Raw genomic sequence first — 15999 nt, forward strand, 5'->3', positions numbered from 1 at the left:
ATATTCTTTTAAACGATTAGAGATTAACCATAAGTCCAAATGAGATGACCTTGTTCATTGGATAGTTCTTACCGCCTTCGCCTGTGTAGCCATTGGCAGTGAAGATAACCTCTGGGTCGAGCATCTTCTTTAGCTTTGTGAAGGTAAGGAGGTTCTCACCAGAGAAGAACACCTTCACCTGCTGGAGCTTCATCTTCTGTGTCCAAGCCTGTGGGAGGATGTAACTCAAGGTCAAGTTCTTCAAACGACAGTAAGCCGCACTCTGCAAGTATTGGTCAGTAGGCTGGCTCTTTGTCTTCGCTGCGTATGGACGAACTCCACCTGCTGAATTGATATAAGGCTTTGGATAGTAGGCATTAGGATTGCTCTCCGACCAGTAGTCAAGATGATCTTTGAAGAGCGTTACTTGTGCGTAAGGACCTGTTCCCCAGAAGTAAACGCTGTTGGTTGGGTCCCAATCACGCTTGCCTACACCTTGGAACATGAAACTCAAGCTCAGTCCCTTCCAGCTAACCATGCCGTTGATTGTGTACTGATAGCGTGGAGATGAGTTACCGATAACAGTCATATCACCCATATCATCGAGTTTATTCTTACCATTGTTCACATATCCGTCGTTGTTAAGATCGCGGAAAGCAACGTCACCCGGTGTCCACTTCAAGGTTGAGAAGAAGGTGTTGTTATGGCTTGCATTGTAAGCATCAGCCTGCTCCTGTGTCTGCAACAAGCCGTCTGTACGATAGCCCCATATCTCTCCTACGCGTCTGCCCTTATACCAGTTGCTTGCGGGTGCCGTACCCGTTGGGTTTGCATAGTCTGTCACAATAGAGGTATAGTCAGCCAAAGAACCACCGATGCTATAGTCGATGTCCTTACCAATCTTACCACGATAATTCAGCGTTAGCTCCCAACCACGGTCGCGCAAAGACGCATTATTGGTTTGTGGGGCATTAGCACCGAAGAAGTCAGGGAAGTCGACACCAGGTCCTAACATATCCTTCGTCTTACGCTCGTAGACGTCAAGACTACCCGTAAGGGCATTGTTCATAAAGCCGAAGTCTAAACCGATATTCTTACTGCTTACCTTCTCCCATGTTGTTGCAGGGTTTACAACGCCTGGCGCAAGGAGGTAAGCATGACGACCATCTGCAAAGATATAGCTTCCCAATCCACCACTGAGATTCATGGTTGATGCGAAGGTGTAGAGCGCTGCACCTGCCTGATTACCGAGCTTACCGTATGACATACGCAACTTCAACTGCGATACTTTCTGGCTGAGTGGTTCCATAAACTTCTCACGACTGATGTTCCAACCGAGGGAAACAGATGGGAAGAAACCCCAACGATGGTCACGTGCAAAGCGTGAAGAACCGTCATAACGGCCGTTTACTTCGAGCAAGTAACGACCCTGATAGTCGTAGTTGATACGTCCGAAGAAGCCACGTGTTGCCCATCCGTTGCGGATATCATCTGGCTGCTTGTCGCCTGTTCCCATTGCCGTATTTGGATTATGCATTGAGTAAAGACCAGAGATACCGTTCTTCAGATAGTCTACCTTGTTGTTTTCTTCCTGATAACCAGCCATCAAAACGATGTTATGATCCTCTGCAAGGGTCAATGAGTAGTTACCATAAAGGCTGATATTCTGGTAGTGAATGTTATAGTTTGAACGCTGATACTTGCCATCAGGACTTGCATCCAACTCTCCTCGCACACCCTTTGAGGTCGTTACGCCATCGGCTGCATAGATGTCTGGCGCAACATTCAAAGCCTCGTATGAGGTTGAGATAAACTTATTGGTGTAATCGGCATTGATAATCAATCCCTTTACTGGATTAAGTTCGAAGCCTAATGTGATGTCGTAATGATTGCGCTTTGTACGGGTGAAGGTGCCACTCTGTAGGTAAGGTATCATTGACAACTCCGTGAAATGACCGTTAGGATCGACAACAGAAATCGTCGGACGGAAACGTGCTAAGGAGTGATAGAAGCCTTCACTCAGTCCGCCTGCACCAAAAGGAGTGTTGTCGACAGAATGAACATACTTCAAATTAAGCTTCATCTTCATCCATGAGGTGAGTCGAGAGGTGAGATTGGAAGCGAGGTTCATACGCTCAAAGTTCATCTTCGCATAACGCAGAATACCGTCTTCCTTGAAGTAACCTCCTGATACATAATACTGTGCCTGCTTACCGCCACCGCTCAAACTTACGTTGTGCTGCTGCTTGAAGGCATAGTCTTTATAATGTAACTTGAAGTAGTCAACGTTTCCAATACCCTTCTCTGTGTTCTCAAAGGCTGGGTTCATCAAGGAGTTGGCAGGGAGTTCTTGCCATGGATTCACACTTGATGGGTCGTTCATATACTGCTCTAACAGCTTAATCTTTTCGTCGCTGTAGAGGCGAGAGGAGTTGGCATTCGTAACACCAGTATTCCACATCTTCGCAAACTCTACGGCATTTGCCATCTCTGGTAATACCGTCGGACGGTTCCAACCCATGCTTCCTTGATAGTTTACGTGCATCTTGCCTTCCTCTCCTCGCTTGGTCGTAACCAAGATAACACCATAGGCAGCACGCGCACCATAGATAGAACAAGCGGATGCATCTTTCAATACAGAGATTGACTCGATATCATTTGGATTGACATCGGCAAGACTCATCTCGATTCCATCTACCAAAACATAAGGATGACCAGTACCGGAGAGGTTGCCCTGACCACGCAATGACAAGGCTGCCGTGGCACCCGGACGACCAGAGCTACCATTAGATACCATCAAACCCGGTACTAATCCCTGAAGACTCTGCGACGCGTCTGTCACTGGGCGCATCTCGAGTGCATCGCCCTTAACAGATGAAACAGAACCAGTGAGGTTTACCTTCTTTTGTACTCCATAGCCTACGACAACCACTTCATTCAATGCTTGGTTGTCATCCTGCAGACTAACGGCATAATTGGTCATACCTGCTTTGACGGTTACAGACTGAGGCTTAAAGCCCACATAACTTACTTGTAGCACAGCACCAGGAGCGGCGGCAAGCGAGAAGTTGCCATCAACATCCGTAACAGCCATGGCGACTCCATTAACCATCACAGAGGCACCGATAACGGGTTCACCATGGGTATCCTTCACAACACCCTTGATAGCCTGCTTTTGTTGCTGTGTACTCTCAAATGTTTTTACACTCGTACGTGTAGAACTAACTGCTGGGGTAGCGGCAAATAAACTCAGACACAAAGAGAGTGCCACCCCTCCCATTGCAAATGGGGGATGCTTCCTTATACCCAGGAAGACAGTAGTAGATTTAGACATAATTACATTGATTTAGGTTTACAGGTGCAAATATAACACTTTTTTTATTAATTCAGAATTCAAAATTCATAATCCTCTGGTAATTCATAATTCAAAATTCACAATTCATAATTATGATTACTACTGTTAACTGTGGTTTATCGCTACAATTAACTCGTCAACTCGTAAACCTGTCAACTCGTAAACCTGTCAACTCGTCAACCTGCCAACAAAGAACTACTAATTACGCGAATGACACGAATTACATTACAATAAGCATTAGCGTAATTAGAGAAAATCGTAGTTCATATCATAAAGTTCAAAGTTCAAACCTCAATGTTCAAAGGTAAAAGAGTTCAAAGTTCAAACCTCAATGTTCAAAGGATAAAAATTCGTAGTCGATGCGTGAATTTATTTTACATTTTTGGTCAGGAAAAGGTGAGGAATGGAGTCGAGAATCAACTCTTTTTTTCACCTTTGTAAATGTTTTATTATCAATCAGTTATCGGAGTGCGGTTTAAAAGGTTCTTATTAAGGCTTCAAAAGGGCGTTAGTAAGGGGCTTAAAGGGCATCTTTTGCAAGCTAAAAGGGCGTTAATTCGAATGGAATTAACGCCCTCTTAATTTTCAAGGTTTGAATTTCCTTTACAATACAGAGGAACAAAAGAAGACAGAAGAATAAAAAACAAGATTATGTGTTTTATTGCAACAAGCAACTTATTAACTTGTCAACTACCAATACAGCACTACGAATTTCGCGAATGACACGAATTAGATTATAATTAACATTAGTGTAATTAGGGAAATTCGTAGTTCATATCATAAAGTCCAAAGTTCAATGCTCAAAGTTCAAAGGAAAATGCATCCTTCAGCAAACTGTTTCCAGCACTCCCCCTCTCTCTCGGAGAGGGGGTTGGGGGGTGAGGTCCTCCCCGATAGGGTATATTTACGTTAAATAAACCAAACTTTATACCCTTTAGGGATTATCTGTTTTGTTTTTCATAGATATTTCGTACATTTGTACCCGTAAAGGTATAATCAGCATGGAGAAGAATCAATTATCAGCCACATTAAAGCAACTGCGGAAGGAATATCATCTAACGCAGGAGGATATGGCTTTCAAAGCAGGTGTAGGACTCCGCTTTGTCCGTGAGATGGAACAAGGAAAAGCTACACTACGCATGGACAAAGTCAACCAAGTACTTGAGCTGTTCAACCTACAGTTAGGACCAGTACCTATTCCAAAGGACTAAGTGGCAAAAAAAACAACATCATGAGACAAGGAAAAGTATATGTAAAAGATAAGTCGGCAGGCATTATCACAGAAGACGAGAGGGGATATAGCTTCGCTTATCTTCAAGAGTATTTGGATAGTAGTAAGCCAACTCCCGTAAGTCTGACTTTGCCATTACGTGCAGAACATTATCATAATAATGTACTTTTTTCTTTCTTCGATGGTCTTATTCCAGAAGGTTGGATGCTGAATATTGCTGAACGAAACTGGAAAATCAACCGTAGAGACCGCATGGGATTACTCCTCTCATGCTGCCGTGATTGTATAGGAGATATTAGCATCGTACCCATAGAAAAGGAGGAGGAAAGAAGATGAAACGTTGCCTGTGTTGTTATAAGCCGTTAAAGGCTGGGGAAGTTGACTATCACCCACATTGTGCAAAGAAAATGTTTGGAGCCGCAATAGCCCCTATCCTTCCTTACACACGAAAAGATATTAACCGTTTGGCACAGATTGTCGTTGAAAAACGAACGACAGTGACAGGTGTACAATCAAAACTATCAATTGACCTTGAGCATGACGCAGCAGGAAATCCACAAAGTCTAACGATAGTAGGCGTTATGGGACGATATATCCTTAAACCCCAAACAGAGCAGTTTGAATGCCTCCCAGAGATAGAGGATTTATCCATGCATCTGGCTGAGATTGCGAAGATTCCAACAGTTCCGCATTCTCTTATCCGTTTTGCTGATGGTGAACTAAACTATATCACAAAAAGAATTGATAGAACCGACGATGGGCGAAAGCTTCCTATGGAGGATATGTGTCAACTAAGTGGTAAACTGACGGAACAGAAATACCAAGGAAGTTATGAAATGATAGCGCGTTTCCTCGACCAATATTCCAGTGTCTCTATGTTAGACAAAGTGAACTATTGGCAGCAAGTTGTTTTCTCGTGGATTATAGGCAATGCGGATATGCACCTTAAAAACTTCTCTTTGTATAGCATACGAGAAGGACACTATGTACTCTGTCCAACCTACGATCAGGTTTCCACAAAGATTGTTATGCCAGAAGACACAGAGGAAGTGGCATTGTCGCTCAACGGCTTCAAGAAATCACTTCTTGTCTATGACTTCCGAGAAGCTATGTTTTCGACAGGACTTTCCGAAGTGGTTGCTAACAGAATATTATCTGGTTTTGCTAAGTTTAGGGACAAATGGATGGTGTGTATTGATAACTCTTTTATCTCTGATAATCAGAAAGAACAATACAAGAAACTTATTGACCACAGATTGGAAACCTTAGCAAAAGAATAAGACTGATTTAATTCAGAAGCCTCTGTTAATTCATAATTCATAATTCATAATTCTCCGTTAATTAACCCAAGTTTAACCGGCAAAATTATTTTTCATAAATTTTCGGGATGTTTTGTGTAGTATCAATTTGATAAATGATTGATAATCAAGTGTAGAGTATTGTTGCGAGGAGTAAAATCTGATTTGTAGGACACATCCATATCAAAAATATTTTGTTACTTTGCACTCATGCACGCAAATGTACAGACACGATTCAACCCTGCCACAGGGGACATGGCTCCTTATTATCGCATCAAGGAGTCATATCGTGACGTGCAGGGTCATGTACATTCGCTAATTCTGTTGAACATCGGGTTCGAACCTTCACTTACTGCTGTACAGGTTCGAAAAATTGCATACGCTCTTACCGAACGCTTCAAAAATAGAAGTACACCCTCGCTTTTCAAAGAACATCTTGACGGTCTTACTCCTATTGAACAGGCAAAGGCTGACGAATGGTGGAGCCGTATGGAGAAAGAAGGTGGAATCGATCGGTTTAATAAGGAAGAGCAGAAGTCGCTGAGAAAATATGAGAACTATATTGACCTTGAGACGGCAAACTATACTGACGCAAGGAATGTTGGTGCAGAGTGGCTCTGCAAGCAGACAATAGACAAGCTACAATTAGAGGGTTTTCTGCGCAAAAATGGGTGGACGGAAATGCAATACACACGGCTTTGTCAGCATTGATTGTTCGTACGGTATATGCTGTCTCTGAACGTTCATCTTATTATTATTTGCGCGATAACTCGGCTGCTGGCGAACTTTACAGTGGAGTTCCTGGCTGGACACCAGGAATCAATTCTCTGTATAAAATCACTGACAAATTATATGAACTAAAGGAACAGTTAGAGCATCATCTGTGCAGCATTACTGACGCTCTCTTTAATATAGACAACAAGTTGATGCTCTTCGACTTAACCAACTTCTATTTCGAGGGTAGCAAGCGTAATAGCGATAAAGCCAAGTTCGGTCGTTCAAAAGAAAAGCGCTCTGATTGTAAGCTACTTGTACTTGCATTATGTATCAATAAAGAAGGTTTTATACGTTATTCTTCTATCTTGGAGGGTAATACAGCAGATTCCAAGTCTCTACCCAATATGATTGATACGCTGGCAAAGAGGAATCCATCAAGAACAAAGGATACGCTCGTTGTCATGGATGCAGGTGTTGCCACGGAAGAGAACTTGGAGTTAATAAAGAAAAAGGGTTACAATTATCTCTGCGTATCCCGTACGAAAATGAAGGACTATACGCTCAGTGATGATAACAAGAGTGTTACAGTAATGGATGCCCGTCGGCAAAAGATAACGCTGAAAGAGGTTAAGACAGAGGATGATGAGGATTATTATCTCGAAATAACATCTCCTTCGAAAGCTATGACAGAGTCATCCATGAACAGGGTTTGGAAAGAGCGTTTTGAGATGGAACTGCAGAGGATAAACAATGGAATCTCCAAGAAAGGTGGAACAAAGACCTATGAAAAGGTTGTTGAACGTACAGGACGTACCATACAGAAGTACCCTTCTATAGCGAAGTTCTACCAGATAAGCTACATAAAAAACGAGAAGAAACCCAAGGAGATGCTGCGTGTAGACTGGGAGATAAAAGACCTCTCGGCAATGGAATCTGGGCATGGAGTCTATTTCCTCCGTAGCAATGTCAGGACACTTTCTGAGCGTGTAACATGGGAATACTACAATCTCATTCGTGAGATAGAATGTACGAACAGACAACTAAAGAATGATCTCAACCTCCGTCCTATCTATCATCAGAAAGATGAGCGAAGCGATGCACACCTTTTCTTCGGTTTATTAGCCTACTGGGTGGTAAACACTATCCGTTGTCAATTAAAACGAGAAGGAGAATCCTGTTACTGGACCGAGATAGTACGACGTATGAGCACCCAAAAGCTCGTCACCACAAAAGGGAAGAATCCATTAGGTGAAACCATCGAGATGCGCCAATGTAGTAGTCCTTCGAAGCAAGCAAAACAGATATACGATAAGTTGAACTTAAAACACTCACCATTCAAAAAGAATAAAATTTGTAGGACACAGAGCCCATAAGAAAAATGAGGAAAGTACGGTGACAGTAACAATTAGGCGAAAGTGGGTGTTAAACTTGGGTTAAGAATTCATAATTCACAATTCATAATTATGATTACTACTGTTAACTGTGGTTTATCGCTACAATTAACTTGTAAACTTGTCCACCCGTAAACTACCCTCATGATTACTACTGTTAACTGTAGTTTATTGCTACAATTAACTGGTTAACTCGTAAACTTGTCAACTCGTCAACTCGTCAACTTAATTACATTCTCTTTGAAAATAATTGCAAAATAATTTGTTTGAATAGTTTTATTTCCTATCTTTGCTCACGAAACAAACAATAATAAAGAAAAGAGCTGGTATGATTTCAACGTTTGTCAGCTACAGAGAGGCAAATACTATAACACCTAAACAGTTATGCGCTGAGGAACCTGACACGATACGACTTGAAAAGAAACCAACTATTTTTACTGATATTAATTCTATAAACAACAATAACAATGAAAAAGATTTATCTTGCAATAAGCTTAGTTGTATGCTTGGCTTCTGCACCACTTACAACCTATGCACAAGCTAAAAAGGCTAAAAGTGCTGCTGTTACGATGAACGAAACACAGAAGGAAAAGCAACAGTTCGCTTATGGTTTTTACAAGACCTATATGAACAGCCTTATCTATCAGCTCTCAGACCTTTACATGGTAATTGCAAAGAAGTTTGTTAGTCCAAAGGTTTTGAAGAAGACTGCCGACACTGGTGCTGACGTACTTCTTGATGCGCAAGACTGTATAGAGGAGAATGTGCGTACGCTACAAGTTGTTCCCATCAATAACGATTGGTTCTGCGTTACATTTATGTGGACTTCAACTTATGATAAAATCCCATCACAGAAAAAAGTTATTTATATCAAGGTAAAGCAGCAGGGCAACTCATTTATCATCGAGGATGCTACTTCTGAGAAACCAAAGCTGACGAAAATATAATTCAGAATTCATAATTCACAATTCATAATTATGATTACCGCTGTTGGTTATGATTTAACTGAACGCACAGGCAAACACGTCAACTTGTGAACTCGTAAACTCGTAAACTGATTATAAACCACTGTTGGCTATGATTTACCTGAACGCACAGGAGAACACGTCAACTTGTAAACTTGTGAACTCGTAAACTGATTATAAACCACTGTTGGCTATGATTTACCTGAACGCACAGGAGAACACGTCAACTTGTAAACTTGTGAACTCGTAAACTGATTATAAACCACTGTTGGCTATGATTTACCTGAACGCACGGGCGAACACGTCAATTCGTAAACTCATAAACTCGTAAACTGATAATAAACTGCTGGTGGCTATGATTTACCTGAACGCACAGGCAAACACGTCAACTTATAAACTTGTGAACTCGTAAACTAACAAAAAGGGGTATCTCGCATTTCACGCCCCTCCCTTTGGGGGAGGGGAAGGGGGAGGGGCCAGTTGTTGCAGTTGTTGCAGTTATTGTTAGAAGATGGCATAATATTGGAACAAATTGGGTTTTAAATTATTAATTTTAATCTAAATTTGAAGTATGAAGAGAATTAAAAACATTTTCTATGCTATCTTTTTAGCATTCCTATTCTGTAATCCTACATGTGCACAGAATGATGTGAAGATTACAAAGGTGGGTAAACTCGTTCAGGAGTCCCTCCCTTCAACTTGGGAGCGCGACACCTTTATGACCTATTACATTGCTGCTGATGCGGATAGTACGGAACGCTTTATCAAGGAAGGGAATTGGAAGCCCGCTTATGAGAAACGATATACACCTTACAATAATGTATCACTACCTTTAATCAGAGAATGCTTTGCTGAGTCCATAAGTGCGGTTCTTACAGAAGAACAAAAGAAACTCTTAAACCTAATTGGAAAGAAAAGTAATATTATGTGGTCTGAGTTCTATGTCTTTATAAATAGCAAAAAGAGGTTTGTAAAGATAAAAATGAAGAGTAGCACCGCTAAACACTTAACCCAAGAGCAGATTTATGAGATTCTCCGTTTATACAGTAAGTGTGAGCTACCAATACATCCTGTAGTGGGAGCGTTTAAAGAAAAAGAATACTATATTACAGGGGCAAATTTCAGAAGAATAAAATAATAGTTCGAACAGAGTTCTCATCAGTACGTCATAATTATGATTACCGCTGTGGGAAAAATGAAAAAGTAAAAGGTCTAACATCAAAACTTAAACATCAAAAGTCAAAGGTCAAATATCAAATTAAACAAATCATAACGATATGAAAAAGCTAATTTTATTCTGTTGCGTACTCTTTGGAGCAAACGCAATTTCCCAAGCTCAGACAACAAAGTGTGGAGTTTATCAACTCATTAACACAAAGGAAAGTAAGAATGTTCTCAAAGACCACAACATCGTACTTGAGAAGGGTGCAAACGGTAAAATCTCTGGTAGATTCTATGGTACCACAGACGACTTCGTGGATGCCCGTGAAGGTTATCTCCCCGGTCATTTTGTAGCACCAATGGAGAATCTCCGAGTAACAAAAGATAGTATCTTCTTCACTATCAACGTGGCACACAAAGACCTCTTTAAGAATCCTATCCCTCGCAACGTAAAAACAGCCAAAACTGCTCACAACCTCAAAAGAGCTGCGTGGAAGAGTGGCTGGATAGGCGACAACCTACAGCGTAGCTACGCTGCTGCACTTGGAAAGGGCGTTATTAGGTTTTAAAGCCTCACCCCCGCCCCCTCTCCGAACCAGCGGTCACTGACCGAAGGGAAGTAATGGAGAGGGGGAGTGAATAGCTCAAAGGATTAAACTCAAATCATAAAGTTCAAAGTTCAAAAGTAAAAGAGTTCAAAGTTCAAACCTCAAAGTTCAATGTTCAAAGTTCAATGTTCAAAGTTAACAGTCTTATCCTGTGTTATTTGGAAGGTTTTTCTCTCTAGAATTGCCTCTACCACATATGCCATACCTGGTCGGAAATTAAAGCTCATTACCTTTTGGTAGATTACGTTACGTGTATTGCGATTTGCAAGAAAACGGTCCTCATAGAATTCAAACACAACTTTGTGTCTTCCTGCAGTAATAAAACGTCCATCAAACCATGAGAAACTCACGCCACGACCATAAGCAATATCATCCATTTCGCTTATTGAAACGCACATATTCTTAGAACCTGCATTCCACGAGGGAAGGAAAAGTCTACTATACTTGGGATTACGACGGAGCCAAACACTTTTCTCGTATCGAAAAATACCTACTATCACAGCTACCAACAGAACTGTCAGAATTATTGGTAGATATATGTACATATTCCCAGAACAGAGCTGGTTTATTTCTCTATTAAAAATGGTAAAATAAGGGAACGAACCAAAGTAACCTAATAAGGCTATGAATACCCCCAAAATACCCCTTACAGGAAGGGTCTTGATACTGGGTAAAGTATGAAAAGGAGAGAAACGATAAAAAAGATAATTTATCGCATAAATGATGCCTAATATTGCGAAAATACAAACAACACTTACAGCCATTGATTTCATCCTGTATATTCCTTTATTAATTCACAATTCATAATTCACAATTATTCGAACGAAGTTCTCATCAGTACGTCATAAATATGATTACCGATGTAAACTGTGGTTTATCGCAATAATTAACTGGTCTACTCGTAAACCTGTCTACTCGTCAACTACCACTCATCATTTCCGATGTTAACTGTGGTTTATCGCTGCAATTAACTTGTTCAATCGTAAACCTGTCTACTCGTAAACTACCACTTATGATTACTACTGTTAACTGTGATTTATCGCCACAATTAACTGGTCTACTCGTATACTTGTCTACTTGTAAACTTCTCAATACTTTAATTTAGAAATAACCACCAACGCTTAAGAAGAAGGTATTATTCAACTTCTTTTTAGGATAGAAATCGTCAAATGGCTTCCCTTGGACTGATATCTTCCGATAGGATGAGTAAACATCAAAATCAGAAAGTCCATAACCAAGAGCTACGAAAATATTATTACTTTCGACCCTAACAGTAGGGCGTATATCCCAAAAGCACCACTGCATATTGCTTGCGTATATGTTTTTTTGATGTGATTTTTGTGTTGTGGTATTGATATATTTTACAGAAACGAGAGTAAACGGAAGCTGGAACATTACACCAAGGTCTACTCCGAGTTTGAAAGACCAGCTTCCCACTTGAGCTATAGCAGGGCTATTTATTGATAACGAAGGCTCTAAATAGATATTCTGTGGTTTACTATCCTTTTCTAATAACCTCCAATAGTCCCATTCCCTATGATGAAGTTCTGACTGCGGGATATGATTAGCGCACCATTGGTTATAATATCCGAAAGAAGCACCCACACCAATACTTTTGTTCAAGTAATATTGATAGGTTAGTCGAGTATCATAAGCCTGATTTGTCATAATACCTGCACTCATGGATACTTCATGACGAGCATTCTCCCCTTGCGCCATGGCACACAATGGTAAAAAAGAAATTAAATAAATAATATTCCTAAATTTCATTTCGTTCAATAATTCCTTATCTGTTATGAATCATAATTACCTCTATTGACTATGTTTCCCCTAAACGTATAGTAAACACGTCAACTACCACTCATGATAACTAATGAAAACTGTGGCTTATCACCACAAGCAACTTGTCTACTCGTGAACTTGTTCACTCGTCAACTCACACAAGGGGTATCTCGCATTTCACTCCCCTCCCTACGGGGGAGGGGAAGGGGAAGGGGCCAGTTGGGTCCTGTTGTTCTGCTTGTTCTGCTTGTTCTGCTTGTTGTTTTCTCCTTCTTACAGCAAGCTCTCTCCAAATATCGCGTTCTTAATATCCTTCTCGTGTTCGAATACGAAGCGGGCAACGATGGCACTCAATAGGGCTGTTGAAGGAAGTTTCACACTCGTAGCAGACTTCAGACGGTCCAGGACACCCTTGAGATCTGAATCGATGTAAACGGTTGCCAGACGAGAGTCGCGTGCTTTATAGTCGCGTGCTAAGTCGAGGAAAATCTGCCAGCTATCCTCACCGCTATCCTTTGCAAGAGAATACTCGCGTGCCAGCTGTCTGCCCTCTGCCTTTGGGAGCTTCTTTGCTGCTGGTGCAGTACGGTCCTTACGGTCAGTGGGCTCTTGCTTTGGCTCTACACGGCCAAACGGACTTGCAGGAGTCGTTGGTGCTACTGCTGGCTCGTCAACATCTGCAATAGCTTCAGCATACGCCTCTGGCTGCTGTTCCTCAACCTGAGTACGCACCTCCTGCTCAACATTGTTCGTATCATACTGTGCAGGCTCGTTAGCTTCCTGCTCATCCGTCGTCGTCTCCTCTGAATTAGTAGTAGGATTTGGTCTTGCACTCTTCTGTACGCTATGTGCCAAGTCGGTCATTGCACCAGGCATCATAACCATTGTTTTCTTCTTCTTAGCCATTGTATCTTTATTTCTTTGTTTCTACTTTATTATATATAAACGTGGACCTTATCATTTCCTTTCACCTGATCTGTCCCTTCGTCATCCTCTCTCCCCTATTGCCCCTCTTGAAGTCTTCTCGGTTAGCATCTTCTAACATCGTTTGTCCAACCAGCTTTATTAAACTTTATTTGTCTAACCCACATTGTTTGACTTTCTTTATCTAACCAATTTACCCAACTTCATCCCGTTAGGCACTCCCCTCTCCCTTCGGAGAGGGGTTGGGGGTGAGGCTCTTCTTTACTTCATCCTCCTCAGCATATAATCAAACGCCTTCTTCACCGCATCACGTTGTGTACCGAGCAATTCGAAAGTGTTTGTACGCTTCAGTGTCGCACGGCTGTTGACAACTGGTGTGACACGTCCGAAGTTACCAAACACCTCATCGGTTCTGCGCCACATCTCCTGCTCCTCAGCCGTACCGATACGTGGGTCGATGCGGTTTGGAACGAAGAAGAGCTGTGCTGTCATCTGTGGGTTATGTTCGCGAAGCACGTTAAGCACCTGAACGAAGACGCCCGTTGAGTCTAACGCCTTATCCTCGTATTCGTAAGGACAAACAATGTAGTCGGCACCCACGAAGAGCGGAGCAAGACCGTCCTCGCTGATATTACCAGGAGAGTCAAACAATACGAAACCTTCTACCTGTGAAGCTGAGTCAACCAGTGTCTGCATTGTCTCGACATCGGTCACGTCGAAGTCCTGAACGTTATAAGGTTCTTCCTCGCCCTCATAGATCAGCTTGTCCTTTCGACGCTGCATCAGAATCGTCTTCTGCAAGTCGGTATCGATGATACACACGTCCTTACCCTTTGCAGCGAGATAATTGGCAAAGAGGATACACAGCGTGCTCTTCCCTACTCCACCTTTCTGATTTGCAAAAACAATCTTCTTATTCTTCATTGTTTATATATTTATATTTTTAATTTCTTATCTTTTTCTTTATTTACGTATTTACGTGTTCAAATATTTATATTTTCATTCGTTCACTTATTTACGTTGTTGCCTTCTATGCTGTTTCCTCTTTCGGAGTCTTGCAAGTTGGCTGCCTCTCCCTTACTCTGCTCTTTGTGCCGATTCTCACTTTCTTTGAGCGAGGAAAGGACTTTTCAATGGTTTTCTCCTTTCAATTTATCTTTTCACGTCTTTTAAACGCTATTTCCTTCTCTTTCATCAACAAATATGATAGTATTGAAAATATCTATTTGATACTTTTATCTTTCTTATCTCCCACCTTCTCATCAGAGCAGCTTACATTTCACCACACAAACATAGCGTAACGCTTTCTTTCTGTCAATTCTCCTCCACTTCATCAGGGCTCATTTCTACAATATTTTTAATTCTTCGCCCCTCTACCCACAAATTCTCAAGTTATGAATTACTTTTTTCTGTCCCTCTCGTCCGAACAACTCATTTTTAGTGTCTTAAGGTTTCAGACGAGCTAAGAGCATCGAGTTGTGAGTAACTTCTTAATTCTTCTTTTTTAGTCTTCAACTACCATTGCCGTCCTCAAAACGCAGAATGGAATCAGAGTAAGAACGAAGGTTAACAGAGAGGTGATAGTAGAAACATACGTAATATCTGTCATCGTCGCACCGCTAACCCATGTATATACAATAAAGTATGCGAAATCTATCAACCATGCCAAGGCTTGACAGCCAAACAAAGATGCACCAAACAAACGAATCTTACCAGCATAAGTACGCACTAACTGCACACACAGAACTAACTTCGTAATAACAAACACAAGGAAAGCTACTTTCGAGAAAGTTGAAAAATATGATGGTAATCCTCCATGAAGCATTGCCTCAATTTCCTCCTCTTGAGTAAAAAGGAACTGTGGTAAAGCACCTGCAAGAGCTAAGCAAAATATAAGCACCATCATAATAGTGACGGTCAACTGTGCAGCCTTATTACCATTCTTATTTAAGCATCTACGAAATACCTCCAGCATCGCTAACTTTGTCGCAGCAATGACAAAATACTCAACAGCACGAATAAAGCTATTCGACTGCACTGTCGCAAAAGCATTCGTAAGAACTCCCTGCCCAGCATTAGGTGCAGATGTCCATCCATCGATCAGATTGAAAACACTAAAAACAACGAATAAGCCCAGGCTCCAATTTAAAACCTGACCTTCTTTAGGTGTAATAGAAAAAATCTTTAAATTCATATATATTTATATAAAGGTTGAATTAAATAAATACGCACATATTGATGTGGTTATATTTTTATACTTGCAAATATACATCTATTTATCGAAACAAGCAAATACATCTAAACATTTTTAATGAGAAAAATAAAAAGATAAGAAAGCAAAAATGCAATAAAATATTTATTCTTTTACGTTTTAATCTTTATATATATTTATATAGTTACATGTTGGCAAAATAAATAAATTAAAAGAGAAAAGAAGCAAACTAAAAACAAATAATTAAATAATAAAAATAAAAATATATTCTATATTTATATATTTACATACATAATGACATATTAAACAAAATAAAGATTACGTATATTTATATTGTTATATTTTTTTGTAATTAATGATTTATGCGTTTAAATAA

The 15999-nt window shown here is 40.7% G+C and carries 12 protein-coding genes and 1 pseudogene; 7 read left to right on the forward strand and 6 right to left on the reverse strand.

The window, feature by feature from the left end; genetic code table 11:
- Positions 1-16 precede the first annotated feature (16 nt).
- Positions 17-3313, reverse strand: coding sequence for a SusC/RagA family TonB-linked outer membrane protein (locus tag J4861_RS01250; protein WP_211816393.1), 3297 nt, complete (start codon positions 3311-3313; stop codon positions 17-19).
- A gap of 1022 nt (positions 3314-4335) precedes the next feature.
- Here J4861_RS01250 and J4861_RS01255 point away from each other — a divergent pair.
- The 7 genes and pseudogenes from J4861_RS01255 (at position 4336) to J4861_RS01285 (ending at position 10666) form a co-directional block, all read left to right on the forward strand.
- Entirely contained in the window at positions 4336-4545 is a 210-nt protein-coding gene (locus J4861_RS01255) for a helix-turn-helix transcriptional regulator (protein WP_211816394.1), read from the forward strand.
- A gap of 20 nt (positions 4546-4565) precedes the next feature.
- Complete coding sequence (locus J4861_RS01260; RefSeq protein WP_211816395.1) at positions 4566-4901, forward strand: HipA N-terminal domain-containing protein; 336 nt, start codon at positions 4566-4568, stop codon at positions 4899-4901.
- On the forward strand, positions 4898-5845 hold the full coding sequence (locus J4861_RS01265) for a HipA domain-containing protein (protein WP_211816396.1): 948 nt from the start codon (positions 4898-4900) through the stop codon (positions 5843-5845). The genes J4861_RS01260 and J4861_RS01265 overlap by 4 nt, the downstream gene beginning before the upstream one ends.
- A gap of 228 nt (positions 5846-6073) precedes the next feature.
- Positions 6074-7953: pseudogene (locus tag J4861_RS01270) on the forward strand (IS1634 family transposase).
- 485 nt (positions 7954-8438) lie between these two features.
- Entirely contained in the window at positions 8439-8918 is a 480-nt protein-coding gene (locus J4861_RS01275; protein WP_211816397.1) for a hypothetical protein, read from the forward strand.
- Between the two features lie 589 nt (positions 8919-9507).
- Positions 9508-10074, forward strand: coding sequence for a hypothetical protein (locus J4861_RS01280; protein WP_211816398.1), 567 nt, complete (start codon positions 9508-9510; stop codon positions 10072-10074).
- A 139-nt stretch (positions 10075-10213) separates the two neighbouring features.
- A complete protein-coding gene (locus tag J4861_RS01285; protein WP_211816399.1) occupies positions 10214-10666 on the forward strand; it encodes a hypothetical protein in 453 nt (150 codons plus the stop codon).
- A gap of 161 nt (positions 10667-10827) precedes the next feature.
- On the opposite strand, the gene J4861_RS13305 is transcribed toward J4861_RS01285, so the two are convergent.
- The 5 genes from J4861_RS13305 to J4861_RS01310 all read right to left on the reverse strand — a co-directional run bounded on the left by J4861_RS13305 (position 10828) and on the right by J4861_RS01310 (position 15605).
- Positions 10828-11250 carry a hypothetical protein gene (locus J4861_RS13305; protein WP_249110770.1) on the reverse strand — a complete coding sequence of 141 codons (423 nt, stop codon included), beginning with the start codon at positions 11248-11250 and terminating at the stop codon, positions 10828-10830.
- Between the two features lie 556 nt (positions 11251-11806).
- A complete protein-coding gene (locus J4861_RS01295) occupies positions 11807-12424 on the reverse strand; it encodes a hypothetical protein (protein WP_211816401.1) in 618 nt (205 codons plus the stop codon).
- A gap of 336 nt (positions 12425-12760) precedes the next feature.
- Positions 12761-13393: a hypothetical protein gene (locus tag J4861_RS01300; protein ID WP_211816402.1), complete on the reverse strand. Its 633-nt coding sequence runs from the start codon at positions 13391-13393 to the stop codon at positions 12761-12763.
- Between the two features lie 279 nt (positions 13394-13672).
- Positions 13673-14335: a ParA family protein gene (locus tag J4861_RS01305; RefSeq protein WP_004359131.1), complete on the reverse strand. Its 663-nt coding sequence runs from the start codon at positions 14333-14335 to the stop codon at positions 13673-13675.
- 580 nt (positions 14336-14915) lie between these two features.
- Positions 14916-15605 carry a hypothetical protein gene (locus J4861_RS01310; RefSeq protein ID WP_211816403.1) on the reverse strand — a complete coding sequence of 230 codons (690 nt, stop codon included), beginning with the start codon at positions 15603-15605 and terminating at the stop codon, positions 14916-14918.
- Between the last annotated feature and the right edge of the window lie 394 nt (positions 15606-15999).

The organism is Prevotella melaninogenica (genome assembly GCF_018127925.1).
In the GTDB taxonomy this organism is placed as follows: Bacteria; Bacteroidota; Bacteroidia; order Bacteroidales; family Bacteroidaceae; genus Prevotella; species Prevotella melaninogenica_C.